This is a genomic window from Bacteroides sp. AM32-11AC (assembly GCF_003603515.1).
Lineage (GTDB): Bacteria > Bacteroidota > Bacteroidia > Bacteroidales > Bacteroidaceae > Bacteroides > Bacteroides uniformis.
This window is the reverse complement of the sequence record NZ_QTNH01000003.1, coordinates 147289-167087: the sequence shown is the minus strand read 5'-3', so window position 1 is coordinate 167087 and position 19799 is coordinate 147289. Positions and strand designations below refer to the sequence as shown.

Here is a 19799-nt window from a genome sequence, read left to right as displayed (position 1 = left end):
TTTAATGATTACAACTCTTCACGGTAAGGAATAGAAGACTGGGCTCCCATTCTGGTTACAGCTATGGATGAAGCTTTTGAAGCCATCACAGCAGCTTGTTTCAAGTCCATGCCCTCTGACAATCCTACGCACAAAGCCCCATTAAACGTATCTCCGGCAGCTGTAGTGTCAACAGGCTCCACTTTGAAAGCATCTATACGATAAGAAACGCCCTCTTCCCTTATAAGACATCCTTTCGAACCCAAAGTGATAATTACATTCTTTACCCCCATCGCGCAAATCTCTTCCGCCACTTTCTCAACATCGGCATCATTGGCAATCTTTATGCCCGTAAGCATCTCCGCCTCGATGCGGTTCGGAGTGACCATGTACAGATGCCGGAACAATTCTTTGGGAAGACTGCGGGCAGGAGCCGGATTCAGCACCACCTTCACTCCTTTCCCGAAAGCCTTTCTGGCAGCATACTCCACTGTTTGAAGCGGAATTTCCAATTGCATCAAGAGGATATCTCCCTCACACATTTCCTCCAACATTTTATCCACATCTTGTTCGTTCAACAACATGTTGGCACCGGATGCCACTACAATACTATTCTCCGCATGATCGTCCACGCTGATCAGAGCTACTCCGGAAGCAGAATCTTCATCGAGAGCAATATATCTTGTATCAATTCCTTCCTTTTTAAAATAACCGACAGATTGCCGACCTAATACATCATTCCCCAATTTTGCCATAAATATCAGATTGCCGCCCAATCTCTTTATTGCAACAGCCTGATTTGCTCCTTTTCCACCCTGGTTCATAAAGAATTCCCCTCCCAGAATCGTCTCACCGGGAGCAGGCAGATGAGAAGTTCTCACCACCATGTCCACATTGGAGCTGCCAATCACTATAATTTTTTTCATAACACTATATTATAAATAAATTCAATCTATTCATCATCGTGCCCGGAAGAACACAGGAGGTGTATCTCCGGCATCGGATACTGCCACACGAGCCGTTATTACCTTTTCATCTCCCGGAAAGAGCGTAATAAAATTGTCACTCCAGAATACCGGATTAATCTCCTTACCCCGGACGTCCAGCAAAGTCAGATGATTGAAATGGGACAAACGATCCGATTCGTTCTTCAAACAAATAGAAAAGACATATTCCCCTTCCTCTTTGGTAACTTCAACCTCCTCCTTCAATTCCGGTTTCTCCATAGAAGTGAACCAAAAGAAATCCATATGCTGGGAATAGAACCAATATAGGTTCTCGGACAGAAGTTTACCGTATTTATCATGCAGCTCCAGCTTCACAAAGTAATTATAAGAGTATTTTCCACACCGGGGCACCGTAACAATCTCCTGATAGCAATCGGGAGAAACAGTTATCCGCTGGGAGTCCTCCCAAGCCACTTCCATGTCATTGTTGATAACTTTAGCCGTCACTTTCACGTCTTGCAGTGTCTGATGGGAGGCATTAATCACAGAAACCCTGAAATCATTCGCATTCAACTGTACGTGCACCGGTTCCATAGCTTTTTTTGCAAAATAATAAGAAGCATTGGGAGCCAGATACCAGTCGTATATCTGCCAGCACACATCGGGCCAGCAAGAATTAATCTTCCAAATCATCACACCGGAAGTAATATCCCACATCCGGTGATTAGCCGCTTCAAACATAGCGCGATAACCATCGGCACTCAGAAACTGGGCATTGTCGGCATATTCTTTTGCCGTCTTCGGATCACCGAACATTGTGCGAATGGCATTGTCATAAGAGCGATAGCAATAATTACTTACATCCCAAGCACCATGTTCAGCCCAAATGCTATCCAATGGGAAAATAGGGCTGTTTACATTAGCCGTACTCTCCGCGGTAGGAATAAATTTCCGGAGGCTGTTGTACGTCGGCATGGAAGGCATCCCCAGTTCATTGCGGAACATCTGCAAATGGACCTCACGCACTTTATCAAAGAAGTAGGAAGAAGGCGCCCAATTATAGTCGGGCGCACCGTCATCCGTCGTACCTGTTGGCAGATCTTCTTTCAGATAAGGAGTCAAGGCGTCTACATCCCAATGAAAACTGGTAGTCGGAAGATAAACACGCGTAGTATCGATACTCCTCACTTTCTCCTTGGTCAGCTTGTACAAGCTTTCATTCATCAAGACCTCATTGGCTCCTATCCATGAAATAATAGAAGGGTGATTGCGATAGCGGAGCATCATATCTTCCACTCCTGCCACCGCCAGACCATGATCCAGAGGATTGTCAGCAGTTTCAGTTCCGGGAGTCATACGGAAACATTGATAGAAAACATGCCACCACATCAGGCCATATTTGTCAAAACTTTCAAACCAGGTTTCAGAAGGAGACGGCATATCTTCACTGCCAATCAGGTTGATGTTCGCCTCTGCCATCAAGCGGGCTTCATCATAGATACGTTTTTCAGATTCCTCCAACAAGATGTCCGGCTGTATCCAACCGCCCTTACAGAATATCCGCTTGCCATTCACATAATATACACGACCACATTCATCTCCCACCCGGTTCAGTCCACTTGCCACCTCACGGATTCCGAAATCAAACTCTTTGGTATCGGACACTTTTCCACCGATGCTAAAAGACAGTTTCATGTGATGCAAGTATTGCTCGCCATACCCATTCGGATACCACAAATACGGGTTTTCTATCAGCAAGGAAGGAAAGTCCTCAGGGGTCAGTTCCACTACTTTTCTCTCACCGGCACGCAGGGCTACTTTCTTCGTCAGCTTGATTGGCTTGAGGTATCCCTCCATATGCTTGGTATAAGTGGGAAATTTGACTTCGTTGAGTAATGTAATCCAAGCATTCACCTTTCCCTCGACAAGCTTTGCAGAAGTATTCCTCACTTCAAGTTTAATATTGACCTTTGCAAGCCCAGTGTCAACCTTCATAGGCATGGTAGTGGACTTTGGTAAAGTAGTGATAACAAAAGGATTTTCAATCAACACCTCGTCCGTGGCTTCCACTATCACTTTCTGGTAGATACCCATATTCCGGTCGCGAACCACGGGAGCACAATCCCAGCCACCGGATATCTTCAATGTCTCATCCTTAAAGATATCGTAGGAATGTCCGCGTACAGGACCGAATACTTTCAACTGGGTGCCGGGAGTCGGGACGCCCGGATGATCCACCTGATAAATTTTTATCGCAATGCAATTGTTGGCTCCGGCACGGGCATATCCGGTTATATCAAGTTTAAAGCGACGAAACATACCCACAATATCTTTTTTATCAGCAACCTGACGACCATTTACCCAGACATCTGCCCGGTAGTTGATGCCGTTCAAGGTCAGCCATACCTTCTTGCCTTTATATGATTTGGGAAGAACGACTTCCGTACGATACCAGTATGGATCTTGCCAAGGATTACGGCCACTTTTCAGGTAGTTGTATTTAGATAGATCCATCCGGGCATTAAATTCATCCGACACATCCGGAATCAGGTAATTATTCAGGCCGATTCTCGGATCAGGATATACGTTTTCCTTCACCAAAGCGTTCAACACGGTAGTGGGCACAGTGGCCTGATACCATCCGGCAGTGGGATAAGACAATTGCGAAACCTCAGCAGCTCCGGCGTTTAGCTCGGAAGAATTGATAATCTTCCAGTTCTCCAGTTCAAGAGATTGGGCATTGACAAACAACATGTTACATATCAACAGTATAAAAAAGAGTTTTCTCATAGTTTCTTGTTATTTTAATATTAATGCAGCCGCACCAATAAATCCGGCATTGTCTCCCAAGGCTGCAGGCAGCAAAGTAGTATGCCGGGCTGCTGAACGACAAATGAATTTACGAAATAGCCACTCTGCCTTGTCCCAGTATAAATCGGAAGATTTCAGAACAGATCCGCCTATGATGACAATTTCGGGATCGGTAATATTCACTGTCCATGACAAAGCATGAGCTAATGCCTGGGCAAAAGCATCCCATACCTGCAAAGCCATTTTATCACCGGACCGTGCCAGTTCGGCTATACGATAAGCCGGCAACTCCTCCTTTGTATATTCTTTATAAAGACGGGTGACGGCATTGCCGGATACATAATCTTCCAATATCCCTTCTTTATAAGGTGAAGTCCATACTTCTCCAGCACAACCGGAATGCCCACGCCATACTTTTCCTCCATTAATCCAAGCACATCCTATCCCCGTTCCTAAAGTGAAACCCAGGACTGAACCGGCATTCCGACCCGCTCCCCATAATGCCTCTGCATAAATCAGCGCATTGGCATCATTATCAAGGATCACCCGCAACGGAAATGCTTGTTCAACGGTGTCTTTCAACGGAAAATAGTTCAAAGTGGGAAGATTCTCAACATCCAGCAGTATACCTTTACCTATATCGAGAGGTCCGGTACACCCGATACCAATGCCCTGAATATCGTAATCCGCAGCATCAGCCAGAATATTTTTCAACAGAGAAAACAAATTGGCAATAATTACTTCGCCGGGTTCTTTCGGATTAGTTGCAATAGTACGGGGAGAAGCATAAACCAATCCCTCTCCGCCAACAATACCCGCACTGATCTTTGTGCCTCCGATATCGACTCCTATGGCTACCTTTCTTCGTCCCATCATTATTCTATTGAAGTCACTTTAGCACCATGTGTAAAACTGCCGGGCACTAGTTCCATTTCTTCCGCCCAAGCATTCACTATCAGCTGAACAGGAACAATGGACGGAATTGCAAACAAATCAGGGTCTCCGCAATGAACATTGATTTCCAGCAAATTCACACTTTCAATGCCGGAGGAGATATCCGACACCAGGATCACTTTACCATTAAAAGACAGAACATCAGCCATAAGCCTGATGCTCTGCCGATAAACACCGGACCGTGAATGCGCATAAATGATACAGATAAAGCCAGGGCCTACCATCTCTAGTGGGCCGTGGCGAAACTCACCGCCCAACAAAGCTGAAGCCGGAGTCTTGGTAGCCTCCATAAACATCAGGGCGGTTTGGGCAGCGCTTGCAAAAACCGTACCCCTGCCTATCACTTGAACAAACGGATGCCCACTTAAAAAAGCGACCGAACGGGATAAATAAATCCCCCCTTTCTCAAGCTGAAGACCGACTTCCCGAACGACACTATCTAAAAGAGCATTATCCACCCTGCGACCATCCAATGCTCCTGCAAGCAGATACACTACCAGATAGGTGGTGATAAATGTCTTCGTAGATGTCATTTCCTCCCTCCCAGCCTTACATAGCAGACTGAGAGTAGCCATCGCCGCTAAAGAACTTCCAGACTCATTTGTGACCCCAACCACTGTCAACCGTGAATGATGCCGTTCACCAAGTTGTTTAAGCAGTTCAATCACCTCATAGCTCTCGCCTGACTGTGAGATGGCAACCAATAAAGTGCGCTCTGTCAGAACTGAAGACTGAAAATGCAATAGCTCCCCGGCATTGATAGCAAAAGCGGGTATATTATAAGCGGTCATCATGGTCGCGGCAGCTTGCGATACAAAATAAGAACTTCCCATACCGGTAAGTACTATTTTGTCATAGTCACCGGTTGTCCACAGAGTACAGACAGCATCCAAACGCTCCTTTCCTTCTCTTGAATGATAATAGCCAAGAGTACGTTCCAACATTTCCGGTTGTTCTTGTATTTCTTTGATGAACTGATTCATAAAAAATATTTGTTTTTTATTGATTAAACACTACCAATTCCGCTAATGAGCTATTTTATTGCATCAGCAATAGGTCATTTTCCTTCAATATACCTCTTATAACCTTCATAAGTGTCCGTTCCCGGCTTAAAGGTAGCCCAACTGAAATTCGTAATATGATCGGTAAACATTCCGGCAACCCTTAATTGTTCTTCCAACTCTGACCAAGGCTTGGTACGCATTGTAATCTTCGGACACCAGCATTCCTTAAACGACTCGATGTCTACCCCGAAAATCACTCCGTTGGCATCGCAGGCTTTCTTTATTTCGGCAAACCAATTGGGCAGATCCACATCAAAGTCCACCAGACAACGTCCGCCTATGTCCTGAAGATAAAGAACATCAATATCGGGTGTTTGGGCAAATATCTTACCGAACCACTCCCCACAAAGATCGGCCGGCATGCCACGCCACAAGGCAGGAGCGATGCAGACTTCCTTGGGAGATTTCGACTTTATATAAGCCGCCACCGTCTGCAAATAGTTGGCCAGCATGGAGAGTGAAGGTTCTTGCTGCCACCCCACGGGATAGGAGCCATCGTGAAACTCTTCCGTTATATACCAACCATCCAGGCAGGGATGATTTCCCCAAAGGGCAAACAGTTCATCAAAGACCTGCTTGTTCCGCTCTACGAGGAAATCGTATTGCTCGGGGCTTGCAGTGTCTTTTTTGCTATAATCACCGGGATAAAGCCCTACGATAAGCTTCATTCCATTCTGCTTGGCAGCCTCGAACATCCGGTTCATGATATCATATTGTTTCGTGACCCAAGGAAGTTTTGTTGGAACATAAAAAGAAGTTTTTTCTTCTGCACGGTCATTGAACCCCTCGGCATACTGTATAATCCAGGTATCAATGCCCACCTCTTGGCTTGCTTTAAACTCCTTATCCCAATCGGTGTTTTCATATACCCCGTCCAATTGAATAAACACACTGGAAAACTTTGGAGCCCCTTTGAACTCGGGAGCATAAGAAGTCAACTGCTCCAGATTGTCAATGCAGAACGAACCGGTACACATTACACCCTCATCATTGGTTACTTCTATCCGATACCCCTCAAAGCGGTTCAGCATCAGTTTATTATCCCCCATATCATGTCCCTTGACAAAAGTAAAGGCTTCGTATGGCATCACCACCCGAGTCCACTCTTCTTGAGTCAACACCTCTTTGTCCACATATTCAAAGAATTGCCAGCGCCCTTTGTCGTGCAGTGTCCCCTGGGTGAACATGCCTGCATCTTGAATTATCATAAAACGGAATGTACCCTTGTTGTTCTTATTACCCTTCACCCAAATGGAAAGTCCCAGAGGATGAAAAGATAAATCACTGCGGTAGTCTCCACCACTTTGCTGGATATACACCGATTCCGCTTCGGAAGAATTGCCGGAAAAAGAGTATCTGATTTCAAAACTTCCTGCACCTTCTACACAGTCATCACTGACAAAACGGTCTATCGAACTTTTAGGCGAGGCAGGAGTTACCTTCATATCATACACCACACAATTCATCTCATCATAAGCGTTCAATGTCTTCACAGCACGAGCTTCTGTCAAGATATCCTCGCTTGTGGGGAGCTGCTTATTGCTGCAAGCTGCCATACATAGCAACAAAGAAGACAAGGTTGCCAGAATCATTCTTTTTTTCATGGCTGTCATTTCGTTGTATAGGTTATAATTTCGGTAATCCATATCTTTCCGCCGGACACGGGATTTTTCCATTTAAAAGTCACTGCGTGCTTACCCACCGGACAGTCGTAGCAGAAGAACAACTCGCACTTCCGGTGATTGAGTTCCTGAGGCAAAGCAGTGGTCTCATGCAATTTCCCATCTATATACACCTCCATTTCGGCCGTATAGTCTGTCGGAAGAGCACCTGCGACGTACCCCTTCACCACCAGACCTGTGCCTACGAAAGTGAATGGATTCACCTCATCTATCGATTTTTCAACAGTAAGTTTGCCACTAACTTTCAGGTCCTCAAAGGCCACTTCCAACGCAACAGGACGAATATCCTCCCGCTTGATTTCAAAAGCATTCCCTATTTTCGCATTTCCATGCTTCCGGAGCATATCACAAGCATGTTTATAAGTCATTTCGTAAGCCTTGTTCAGACTTATGTCTGTATGAGAAAAAGGCCGGTCTTCCACCTCATACAAAGTCCCTTTCCAGTATTCGGGAATGTTGCTGTAACCTATCATGGTTCCCAATATACCTGCTGCCGATGCCGGGTTGCAGTCAGAATCCTGCCCAGCACGGGTAGAGATATCAATGGTTTTTGTAAAATCACCCTCTCCATAGAGCAATCCTAAAAGGATGTAGGCCCCGTTGATTTTCGTACCGATATTAAAAGAATTGTGGATGCCTTCGGGACAACTGATTTCTTCGCTCCACTTGTTCTGCAGTTCAAACCAAGTACGCTTCCAGTCATTGGGATATTTCTTGTGCCAACGAATGACATCGGACATGCACTTGTGAAAATCGCTTTCCTCCGGTATGATTTTAAGGGCTTCTTCCACAATATACTCCATATCATCACTGACATAGGCCAAAGAATACATGGCTGCAACATACACCCCCCCGTACCAACCTTCGCCATAAGACATGATGTGACCTACCTTATCGCAAATTTCAGCCGCTTGATTGGGCATCCCAGGCGACATAATTCCGGCAAAATCAGCCTCAATCTGAAAATCGATACAATGGGCATGAGGGTTGTTCTTCCAATGCCCGCTCTGAGGAGCTTTCATTCCTTGCAGCAGGTTATAGCGCGCTACCTGATTGGCATGCCACAAGGGATATTCCGTTCGCTTAAAGGCAACGGCAAACGAATCCACCGGAGCATCCAAACCGCATCTTTCAAAGACTTCGACAAATGTCAAATCTACATAGACATCATCATAAAGTCCCGGAAAGCTATCGTACCATTTTTTCACCATGTGTTCATTCCAAGGAATGGGAATATAATCCTGAATAATAGTTCCCAGGAATTTGAATTCGGTGGGACCACCATAACTGCACCCTAACGTTTGCCCGGCCCAAGCACCTTTCACCTTATCCTTCAGCACTTGCTCTGACAAAATTCTCTTTTCGTTCTTTTTAAAAGCAGCTTTTACTTCAAAGGTACCAAACAGAACCAATAAAGTCAAGAGAAATACTTTTTTCATTCACACTTCTTTTGATAATGATTATACCATTCTGTATATTGCTCATATAATTTTATAGAATCCGGATGCCCTGCCACAATATCTGTATCAGGTTTGTTCATAATGCCCAAATATTGATAGCAGAGCACCTTATCCACATAAGGGGACACAGCTTCCAGCTGCCTGATAATGCGTTTGCCAAAATCAGCAGGAAGCAAATTACCACCGGTTCCATCCTCAAAATAAAACAATTCGACATCTGCCCACAAACGAGCCCTGCAAGCTTTTTCATGCGCCTTATACAATATTTCATAGAACTTGGCCGAGTCTTCCAATGAAGTATGGTTCACTCCCACCCCGTCCTGATAGGCTATGATATCAATATTCATCTTCTCCAACTGACGAACAAAATGATCATCAAAACGGGCTTCCTTGATAAAATAAGGGGCTATCAGGTTCACACAATTGGGCGTCAGGCGTTGGGCAAATGCCGCAGTCTCATTGACATAGTTCACACAAGCATCCACAAAATAAGGTTGCAGCATGGCTTCATTCGGGAAATACCACCCATAAAAACACGCATGATGACTGTACCTCTCAGCTATCTCTTCCATCGCCTGGAAACGAACTGTCTGTACTCCCTTGTCCAACATCATGTTGTAAGCATCTAAATCGCCCCAAAAATCATTGCTGACAAAAAATTTGATACCACATTCATCTGCCGCAGAAAGGACAGCTTCCAGCGGGTCATCACACCCCATTGGAATCCGAGGAGCAATTTTAGAAGGATAGAAGGGTTTGCCGGCACGAGCCACTCCCATCAAAACCAAATACTCCATACCGACCTCACGGATTTCAAACACCTTCCTGCGCCATTGGTCGGCAGTAAAATGGGCCAATGCTTCATTCCAATACCCGCCTTCGGCTGCCGAATGTTGAAATTCAAACCAAGAGCCCGAAATAGGCTTGGTCTTCTTGTCCGAACACAATGTGGTGGCGGCAGCAGGAACTGCATGCATAGCTTCGGGTATGGTCACAGCCACACTTCCCAAGCCTAAATATCTTATAAAATCACGTCTTCTCATCTCTTGTTCTTTTTTTCTGTTTTACTCAATAATTTTATCAGCCAATTCCCACCCCATGAGGGTCGAGATATAAGGAATTATCCACATAGCCATTTTCCTATGTCCACTGTATCCGGGATGCCAGGCTGCACCCAAATCTGTTGTCCTGTTATAAAGTCCTTCATCCAGCCTCAGCAGAAAGAGTTTCGGATCATTCAATTCAGACACTATTGTTTCATAATAACTGAACACCGGAGCCTGCATAGCAACCGGATAAAGGCAGAGAATAGGAATATTCCCATAATGCTCGCGCAACTGTGCTATTATCTGCATATAAGCTTTTACAAACTCTCTCTTGTAAGGATGCGGTTCTGTAGAAAAATCGTTCGAGCCTAAATTTATAACCACCAAATCCGGTCGATAGCCCGTGAAATTCCATTTAACAGTAAGGTCTTCATCAAGAGTATTTAGCATTCGGTCTTTCATCGTTACTTTCGACACCCTCACCGAATCACCGTAGTTACGGGCTACTCCTCTGCCCGAATGGGCAACCAACGTATAATCGGCATCATAATAGCGGGCTACCATGGCTGCAAAGGCATGATTACAGTTTTCCGTTTCCACCCCAAAAGGCTCATCACGGTGCCTACCATCCACCCCATACCCACAAGTAAGCGAGTTGCCGATAAACTCAATATGACGGGTACGCACAGTAGGACTTGCCTGCAACTGTCCCGAAGCAGAGAGCACAAATCGGTGGATGGTTGTCTTTCCAAACTCTCCCTCAGAACGTTTTTGCATCCTCAAGCTATGAAGACGCTTATCTATCCCCGACACCACATTAATTAGAGTATCTGTCCCGCACACCTTTACAACCCGGTGCAGTTCATCATCCACAAACACATTGTAGTAGCTTGTTCCGGTTTCAGAGACTATCAAAGAGAGTCTTCCGCCCGTAAAACGAGTCTCCCAATAGGTGCCCACCCAATCGAAAGATACCGACCCGTCCGAGGAAACCAGCGTTCTGCCAACATATCTCACGGCCGGATCATTCCCTTTGAAAACCTTGCCACAACTCTTAGCAGAAAGCTCCGACAGGCAACACATCTCTATTAGGATAAACAGGTATAGATAACAGCGCTTCATCACTTTCTTTTTATTTACGTGTTTTATTCCTATATTTCAGTTCTTTCAAATATCTCATATACCCATTGAACAAGTTGATTGTACGCGCTTCGCCCACACGGATAGACATCTCCGGATCGTTGAAAACACCGGGGAACTGATAGCAAAGGATCTTCTCGAAATTGTCAAACAGATTCAAATCATGAATAATCTGCTCTATAGGACGGGGATACAAAGAATTGTCCGGATTGAATAGAAAAGCCTCAAGATCGAACCACAAGTGCGCATTCGCCTCATCGCAAACCTTCTGCAACAAATCGGCAGCCTCTTTGCCGCTTATATCGGTTGCCGGCATACGTGCAAAGCCGAATGGACAAAGAATATCCAGATATTTCAATAATTCCGGATAAGTATCCATCCCAACAGGGACATCAAAACTATTAGTGGCAAGCATTATGGGTTTCTCAGGAGCTAAAGCACTACAAAACTCCTTAAATTCCTTGAAGAAATGTACTATTTCAACTTTTCTTTCCTTACTGCGTTGTGGATCTGGTTCCCAGTTATTTAGGCCCCCACCACTTTCTTCGGATACATAGAAAGCATAAAAAGACTCATGATGCCCATACATATCCCACAGTTCTTTGGCAACCCGTTTGTGCCATTCCAAGGACTCGGGGGTAAAGTCGAACCAAGCGAACATACCAACCCCCATCAATACTTGCATTCCTTGCTTATCCGCTTCCGAGAGAATGGCTTCGATAGGATCTTCAGCTGCAATGTCCATACGGCCGGGATATAATTTAGAAGGATAGAAAGCCTTCCCCGGATAATCCTCAACGGTAGTAGAACTTCCGATATAAGCTTGATGGCGAAATACTTCCTGAATTACCACCATATCCATCTCAATCTTGTGCATGGAACGAATCATCTCTCTCCAATGGTCATCGGTCATCTTTTTGATATCTTGATTCCAGTGCTTACCTTCCTCTTCACTCCAATGATAGATTCCGGTCCAAGCACCTGAAATCTGCTGAATGGAACGAATGTCCGATTGAATTACTTCTATTTCTTTTGTCTTACGATATACTCTTTTGCCATCAGACACCTTCAAAATCACCTTATGCTTGCCCACTTTATCTTTCATGGGAATCATAATCTTCACAACATCCGATTTACTTGATGATATTTTCAAAGTTGTATCACACAATAAAGCAGATTTTTTCTCTTTATCCCAAAAAAGGGAAACTTGATAAGTTTGCAGAGAATTACCCCTATTCACAATTCCTCCACGTATATCCAAATTTATCTTATTTGAAATTTTGCCGGGAGGTATCAATGTTAAACCCACTTTCTCATTAGAGTACATATTCACAGTACAAAACAGAGAAAAAAGAAACAATAATAAATATTTCATAATTACCTTTTTTGAAAGTATAATTTCTATTAATAGAAGCTGTTGGGAAAAGTGACAAAAGATTCCATCTCATTATTAGCTACGCGAATATAAGTATCAAACCTACGTTCACCTTCATGCAAAACAATGACACGAGCTCCATTAGAAGACAAATCATTATAAACAGTTTTTCCACCTGTATAACGACCATAAGCCAACAACACTTCTTTATATGCTACTGCATAATCATTATCATGATCATGTCCAACGAAGATACCCATCACATCACCACACTCCTTAACTGAAGTGAAAAAGCCAGAATTGGTAGTTGGACAACATACCATTTCTCCCTTACAACCAAACAAACGGTTTTTATCTTCCAGTAATGCATCTTTATATTCTGGGAGAGCAATATGGAAAAAAGCCAATGCAGGCAGAGGTATACCTCCGTTGTTTTCTGCAAACTTCTTACTGTGCTCACGATACCAAGCTATCTGATTAAATTTAATCCAATCATAACCCGGAACTGACTTAATTTGAGTATAAGAATGAGAATCAATGCAATACAGTAATGCCGCATCTTTATTCTTATCTTTTGAAGATTTCACAGTCAGCACATAATCCGGAACCACCTCACTTATACGGGTAGGCATTAGACTGCCTTTCTTCTTCGCAATATAGTCATAGAGTTCCGGACGGGTATGATCGTATTCGTCGTCATGATTACCAAATACGACAGCAAAAGGAATATTACGTTTGATACAAACGTCCAACACTATATCCAACCCTTTAAAAGATTCGTTAGAAACCACAACATCTCCCGTGAATATTACAAATTCGGGCTTCTCTATATCCAAGACCTCATTCATACGATCCAGTGCTACCTGAGAATTGACCTGATCATCATATTTATAATGGACATCCGTAAACTGTACTATTTTAAATGTTCTATTCTGATTGAATTTCAATGTCTCTTTTTGTCCCCATACTGTAAAAATATTCAATAAAGCCATAAGGGAAAAAAGTACTTTCTTACATGTCATAATCTAAGTCCGATAAACTAATTAATAAAAACCCAAAAAACAAAAATAGGCGGGATTATCACTCTTAAGACGAATTCCCGCCTATCAATCACCAGCTACATGTTACTTCTTATTGGCGATACCAAGTCATCTTATACATGCGTATTGTTGTTTGGGATGTATCACCACCAATCACACAAGTTGCAATATAAATATCATATCCAGTATCTGTAGGCACAATGGCAGTAGTCAAATCACCCCAAGAGTTATAACTTGTAGCATAAGGAGACCATTCACCCCTGAATAAACAGAACTTATCATAACCTGCATCATCAGGTCCCAATTCCATCTTAGACGGGTCGGTAATATCATAAACACTCAATGTAGAAACGCCACCAGACCAAGTGTCCGCTTGCTGGTCGTTCAACGCTAAATAAGTCTCGTTTTCAATATTGAACACATTAAATCCTAAGATGCGATACTCGTGATTGTCTTGATTCAAAGACGTAATTTCATAAGCCGGAGTAAACATACTAAATTTAGCTTTATAAGCAGCGTCATCGCCGGTAGCGCCAGAATAGCGATTATAAGCAATATAATGCTTAGAATCATCTTCAAGAGTTGCACGTTGTATCATTGGAGCGCTGGTCCAATCGCCACCAGCAGGGCCATAACGAAGTACATTCGGTTTTGCATCAGGAGTTACCAATTGACCATCCTCCAATTTCCAATAATAAATTTCCATATTATGAGGACACATACCATAAATATAAGCTACTCCTTTAGTTACATCCCCCTTCACACTCATGTTATAACCCAAATCATCGGGACATCCTGCATCAGCTGTCCAATTCAATAGATTAATATGTTCTTGAGTCTCCTCTGAATAGTAATAGACCATAAATCCTGCACCATAAACATTTTCACGGTTTGTAATCAAATGACCGGCATCATCTGTACGAGCTCTCATCATAAAGGTACTTGCTGCAGGGATTTCCTTCACAAACTCACCGCTATTTCTATCATACAATTTAATAGGAGCATTGTACTCTTGAATAGCCAAGTAGTTCTGATAGAAAGCCAAACCGGTAGTATTAGATGACATATTCAGTAAAGCGGCATTTTTCTCCCATAATTTAGCATATTTAGTCTTCGGAGGAGTAGGCACTACACGAATCGTGTTATGATGCTTATTTCCCAATGCATCCACTACCGTTATAGGATAAGGATTTGTAAAATCCATCTCACCACCAACCGCAGGAGTAACATAACAATTGTGTTCTACATTCACCATGCAGATAAGACGTGTTAGATCCAACGGGGTTTCATCTGTCGTAGGTACCTTAACAATAATCTCTTCATTTTCTTCATAAGGTCCAGTCTTGGTGGCTGCAAATTTCGATGGATTTCCCGGAATCTGTATGGTAACACTCATCAGTCCGTTCACTTGAGCAGTACGGCCTGTTTCATAATCAGGAGACTCACACGATGCCAATGTAGCCCAACACAAACAAGCGATTACTGATAATTTACTTAATATTTTCATGGTTAATTTTTATTTTCAAGTTAATACATTCAGCAAATAAATTGATTTTTTACTTCCATTCATCAAACTGTTGAACTGCTTCATTCTGTTCTATTTCACCAAGGGGTATAGGGAATCTGGCATAACGTTCTTCCCAAACACGGGTCTTGCCGCCATCAATATCTACAACTTCGTATGTAAATTCATTATCACCGACCTTAATCGGCTTCACTCCATGCATACTTGTACCGTTCAGTACAGTAGATGCCAACCCCCAACGGCGAAGATCCCAAAAACGATGGCCTTCAAAAGCCAGTTCAATCTTTCTCTCATGGCGAAGTAATTTCATGAATTCTGTTTGGGTAGCAGCCGTTAAATCCTTAGTAAAACCAGCTCTTCTCCTGACCTGATTTAAAGCATCTAAAGCCTCCGGCAACTTATCCTGCATCGCCATGGCCTCTGCATAAATTAACAGCACTTCAGCATAACGCATATAATAATAAGTCAAATCTCCCTGACCAGTAAAACTCGTGCCTTTGGGTTGAATGGCTTCTTTCATCAACTTACGCATGTAGTAGCCTGTACTGGTAGTACCTCCTCCCAAGCCAAAACCATCCTTACTACCCTCATAAGTATATAAAGTTTCCCCTTTCCATTGACAACCGTTATACAAGATTGTTGCATAAAAACGCGGCTCACGCCCTTCATAAGGATTAGCAGCCATCTCAGGATTATCCCAATCAAATTCACTACCATCAGCCATTTGATAAGAAGAAACCAAATCTTCTGTAGGAGAAATCTCAGCATAACCACCATCACTTGGCGGACAATAGAAATAATCAAAAGAATAAGTGAACTTATCCTTCAGATATCCGAATTCTATGACACTTTCTTTATTTTCAACCGGCACCAAACGCGAATTGGTAAACAGTTTACCGTAATCTTCATATAGCTCATAATCTTGGTTCATTACCTGAGCTGCTGCATCAGAAGCTTCTTTCCAACGTTCAGCATATAACATAGCACGAGCCAACATACCATAAGCAGCACCACTGCTCAAGCATCCCAATTCCACTTTATCTTTTGTAGGCAAATGTTCGGCGGCAAACTTCAAATCCTCATAAATAAAATCCCAACCTTCTTGAGAAGAACAAAGCGGATGATTTTTCTCACCTAACACAGGAAGTTGTCTATAGATTATATATTGCCCACCATAGCATTTAGCTAAATTAAAACAAGTTACACCACGGAAAAAGCGGACTTGTGCTTCAGCAAGTGTAGCAATCGAGTCTGAAAAATTAGTTCGATTCTTTTCTAGATTTTCCAAAAAACGAGTCAAAGACAATTGTGAGGAGTGGCTCCCCCCCCAAGTATCAAACATATTACTAGTAGTTGTTATAGGCATCGAACCAAAAACGAATTGATTATAATCAGATACAGGATTATTCTGCTTCAACATATCAGTACAAGCTTCACCTCCAAGTCCATAATAACCACCCACCAATGAATAATAACCATTGATATAAGTAATCAAGTTAGATTCATTCGACCAAATAATATCAGAAGGATATGAAGATGTTAATGTTGGATCAATATCACAACTACCCAATATGAAACAAGTAGAAGTGAATACCGTTAATATTTTCTTTATAGATTTCATCTGATTAAATTTTTAGAAAGTAATGTTTAAACCAAATTCATAAGTACGCTGCTGAGGATAATATCCTTGATTTACTCCAGGCATTTCCGGATCCATATAATCCAGTCCACAAATAGTCAGCAAATTACCACCACTCACATAAGCACGAATAGTTCTAAATCCAGCCTTTTCCGTCAATTTCTTAGGAAGTGTATAACCTAACTGAACTGATTTCAAACGTAAATATGTACCATCTTTTACCCACCAAGAAGAGAATTTTCCACCATTATCGCGAGCCTCAATCCCTAAACGAGGAAATTTTGCATTGGGATTATCAGGACGCCAAGAGCCTTCCACCAAATAATAAGGGGTATTTCCATCAGCATAAAACGGACGGGTATAGAACGTATCGTCACGAATTCCACTATCATAAATACCGCATAAATTCACATCGAACATAGCAGCTCCCTGCCAGAACATACTGAAATCAAATCCCTTCCATTCAGCTCCTAAATTTAATCCAAATACCATTTCCGGAATACTACTACGACCAATGGGTACCATATCTTGATCCCAAGTAATCTTTCCATCACCGTTAATGTCTTTCAATTTAATATCACCTGGTTTTGTATTTGTAGACCCTTCAAACAAAGCGCTGTGAGCTATTTCTTCTTCCGATTGAAATAATCCTTCTGCAACGAATCCCAAATAGCGTCCCATACTTTGCCCTGTAGCACGTTTATAAATCGGCACATTAGCATCTTCTGTAACTTTCAAGATTTTGTTACGAGCCCATGACAAGTTGCCTCGTACATGATAATTAAAATCTCGAATTTTATTATGGTGCGTCAATACCAATTCAAAACCACGATTGTCATGTGAACCATAGTTAATATATCCCGGGAAGTAACTGCCTAAAGAAGGTGGAAATTTCCCAGACTGACCTTCCAGAGAACGAGTGGTCTTCATGTAGAATACATCCAATTCAAGCCCCAATAGGCCATTCCACATATTAGACTCAACACCAATATTATAGGTATCAGTCAATTGCCATTTCAAATCCGGACAAATAGGCCCACTCATACCTATATCTTTCAAAGCATTAGTACCAAATACGACTACGGGGTCAGCAGATAAGGTTGCTGTAGAAAAATAAGTCATAGTGCTCTCAATAGCACGATCACTACCTAAACGTCCTATAGAAGCACGAATCTTTAAATTATCCATAAAAGGAACGGCTTCTTTAAAGAAATCTTCTTGAGAAATTCGCCAACCGACAGAAACGGCAGGGAAAAAGCCCCAACGGTTATGAGCCGGAAGTGCAGTAGAAGCATCCACACGTCCTGTAAACTCAAGCAGATACTTTTCATCATAAGCATAATTAAAACGCATAACATAGCCTGCACGTTTGTCATTACTATGACTGCCCTTGACTAAATTTTCGCTGACTTTCAAACCGTAACTCATATCCATTATATCTGTAATCGGAAAATCCTCCCGTCCAGCAGATATTCCTTCATAATCTTCTCTGGCATATTCATACAAGAACAAACCTGAGACATCGTGCTTACCAAATTTATTAGCATATTCAATGGTAGGTCTTATCGTATAACGCTGCTGGGAACCGTACCAGTGTGAGACAGATGCCATTGAACAGATACGCCCTTTTTCAACATTACCCTGATGTGTCGTTTGATTCCAAGAATAAACATTATACGGTGTCATTGCAGCTTTCCTCATTGAATGACTCTTCAAAAAAGCAGCATCCAATTTTGCTGAAAGCCCCTTGATAGGCAACTTATAACATAAAGAAATATCACCTTGAAACTTAGTAGTCTTACTTGATTGATATCCAGACAAGTCTCTGGCACCTAAAGGGTTATTATTACCATTACCTGCTGTATTTTGACTTGCTATAGGCATACCGTCTTTGGTATAAGGCCTCAAATAAGGATAAGACAACATCGCTTGTTGGAATACTCCCGCATAAGCATTCGGACCAACAGAAGCACCCGGTGAACGCTGGTCATCTACAAACCCAGATAAATTCAAAGAAAAATCAATATTATTAGTTACCTTAGCATCCAAGTTTGAACGGAAATTATACTTATCATAAGATGTGTTTTCGACAATACCTTCCTGATTATAAGCTCCCAAAGAAGCAAAGAACTTGATACGCTCATTACCACCAGAAACAGAAACCGTATTCGTATATGTAGGAGCTACATTTTTAAAAAGCAAATCAAACCAGTCTGTATTACCATAGATCTCTTCATCCTCTCCAGGATTATTTATACGTTCAATATCTTCGGGAGAAAAACGTAAATTCTCCTCAGCTACACCATCCATCAACTGAGCTTTATTATACCAATAGGCATAATCCGGACCATTCAAAAATTTCGGAAAATTAGTATTCTGGCTCAACGTAACGGAAGAATTCAACGTTACAGTCGGTTTTTGTACAGTACCACGTTTTGTCGTTACCAAAATTACACCGGCAGCAGCACGTACGCCATACACGGCAGCAGCTGTGGCATCCTTCAAAATAGTAACTGATTCTACTTCATCTGGAGAAAAAGAGGGAAAATAATCTTGTATCACACCATCCACTACTACCAAAGCGTTACCGTCACCAGCACCTGTACCACGAATATAAAGATTTGAACCATCCTGCCCAGGCTGTCCACTGCTTTGTTTAGCAATCAACCCCGGAATACGTCCAGCTAACATATTAGAAAGTGTCCCGCTTGGAGCCTTCTTCAACTCTTTGTTACCCACTTGAGCAATAGAACCTGTTACACTGATTTTTTTCTGTGTGCCATAGCCTACTACCACCACTTCATCCAACAATTCGGAATCCTCTTTCAAAACCACTTTCAAAAGCTTTCTATCTTTCAGAGCAATCTTTTGAGTAGTATATCCTACATAAGAAAAGGTTAATGACACTTTAGTATTGGGCACAGTAATCGTAAAATGACCATCCACATCTGTCACTGCACCAGTCTTGCGATTCTCTGTAAAAACAGATACACCTATCAACGGATTATCCATCTCGTCGAACACACTACCCTCTACCTTCACTTGGGCACTTGCACCTAAACTTACCAAAGTGAACAACAAGAACAGCCAACAAAAATACTTGTTTTTCATTTTAACTAGAATTTAAAATCGAACAA

At 42.5% G+C, this 19799-nt stretch carries 13 protein-coding genes; all 13 read right to left on the bottom strand.

The window, feature by feature from the left end; genetic code table 11:
• Positions 1-8: 8 nt before the first annotated feature.
• The 13 genes from rbsK to DW800_RS04500 all read right to left on the bottom strand — a co-directional run bounded on the left by rbsK (position 9) and on the right by DW800_RS04500 (position 19773).
• Entirely contained in the window at positions 9-905 is an 897-nt protein-coding gene (gene rbsK / locus DW800_RS04560; protein ID WP_035447294.1) for a ribokinase, read from the bottom strand.
• Between the two features lie 33 nt (positions 906-938).
• Positions 939-3716 (bottom strand): glycoside hydrolase family 2 protein, encoded by a 2778-nt coding sequence (locus tag DW800_RS04555; protein ID WP_035447296.1) that lies wholly within the window; start codon positions 3714-3716, stop codon positions 939-941.
• Positions 3717-3725: 9 nt separating this feature from the next.
• Complete coding sequence (locus DW800_RS04550) at positions 3726-4613, bottom strand: ROK family protein (protein WP_227186983.1); 888 nt, start codon at positions 4611-4613, stop codon at positions 3726-3728.
• Positions 4613-5674 (bottom strand): SIS domain-containing protein, encoded by a 1062-nt coding sequence (locus DW800_RS04545; protein WP_035447300.1) that lies wholly within the window; start codon positions 5672-5674, stop codon positions 4613-4615. Before DW800_RS04545 ends, DW800_RS04550 begins: the two co-directional genes overlap by 1 nt.
• Positions 5675-5748: 74 nt before the next feature.
• The gene (locus DW800_RS04540; protein WP_057281530.1) at positions 5749-7359 is read right to left on the bottom strand and encodes a DUF4434 domain-containing protein; all 1611 of its coding nucleotides are present in this window, start codon (positions 7357-7359) and stop codon (positions 5749-5751) included.
• 5 nt (positions 7360-7364) lie between these two features.
• The gene (locus tag DW800_RS04535) at positions 7365-8876 is read right to left on the bottom strand and encodes an ADP-ribosylglycohydrolase family protein (RefSeq protein WP_057281453.1); all 1512 of its coding nucleotides are present in this window, start codon (positions 8874-8876) and stop codon (positions 7365-7367) included.
• Positions 8873-9940 carry a DUF4434 domain-containing protein gene (locus tag DW800_RS04530; protein WP_035447304.1) on the bottom strand — a complete coding sequence of 356 codons (1068 nt, stop codon included), beginning with the start codon at positions 9938-9940 and terminating at the stop codon, positions 8873-8875. The genes DW800_RS04535 and DW800_RS04530 overlap by 4 nt, the downstream gene beginning before the upstream one ends.
• A gap of 21 nt (positions 9941-9961) precedes the next feature.
• A complete protein-coding gene (locus DW800_RS04525) occupies positions 9962-11065 on the bottom strand; it encodes an SGNH/GDSL hydrolase family protein (protein WP_064774936.1) in 1104 nt (367 codons plus the stop codon).
• Between the two features lie 10 nt (positions 11066-11075).
• Positions 11076-12197, bottom strand: coding sequence for a DUF4434 domain-containing protein (locus DW800_RS04520; RefSeq protein ID WP_310591724.1), 1122 nt, complete (start codon positions 12195-12197; stop codon positions 11076-11078).
• 290 nt (positions 12198-12487) lie between these two features.
• A complete protein-coding gene (locus DW800_RS04515) occupies positions 12488-13450 on the bottom strand; it encodes a metallophosphoesterase family protein (RefSeq protein ID WP_035447308.1) in 963 nt (320 codons plus the stop codon).
• Between the two features lie 139 nt (positions 13451-13589).
• Positions 13590-15005 carry a hypothetical protein gene (locus DW800_RS04510; RefSeq protein ID WP_035447310.1) on the bottom strand — a complete coding sequence of 472 codons (1416 nt, stop codon included), beginning with the start codon at positions 15003-15005 and terminating at the stop codon, positions 13590-13592.
• A 49-nt stretch (positions 15006-15054) separates the two neighbouring features.
• Positions 15055-16644 carry a RagB/SusD family nutrient uptake outer membrane protein gene (locus tag DW800_RS04505; protein WP_057281456.1) on the bottom strand — a complete coding sequence of 530 codons (1590 nt, stop codon included), beginning with the start codon at positions 16642-16644 and terminating at the stop codon, positions 15055-15057.
• A 12-nt stretch (positions 16645-16656) separates the two neighbouring features.
• Positions 16657-19773: a SusC/RagA family TonB-linked outer membrane protein gene (locus tag DW800_RS04500; protein WP_098032009.1), complete on the bottom strand. Its 3117-nt coding sequence runs from the start codon at positions 19771-19773 to the stop codon at positions 16657-16659.
• Positions 19774-19799 lie beyond the last annotated feature (26 nt).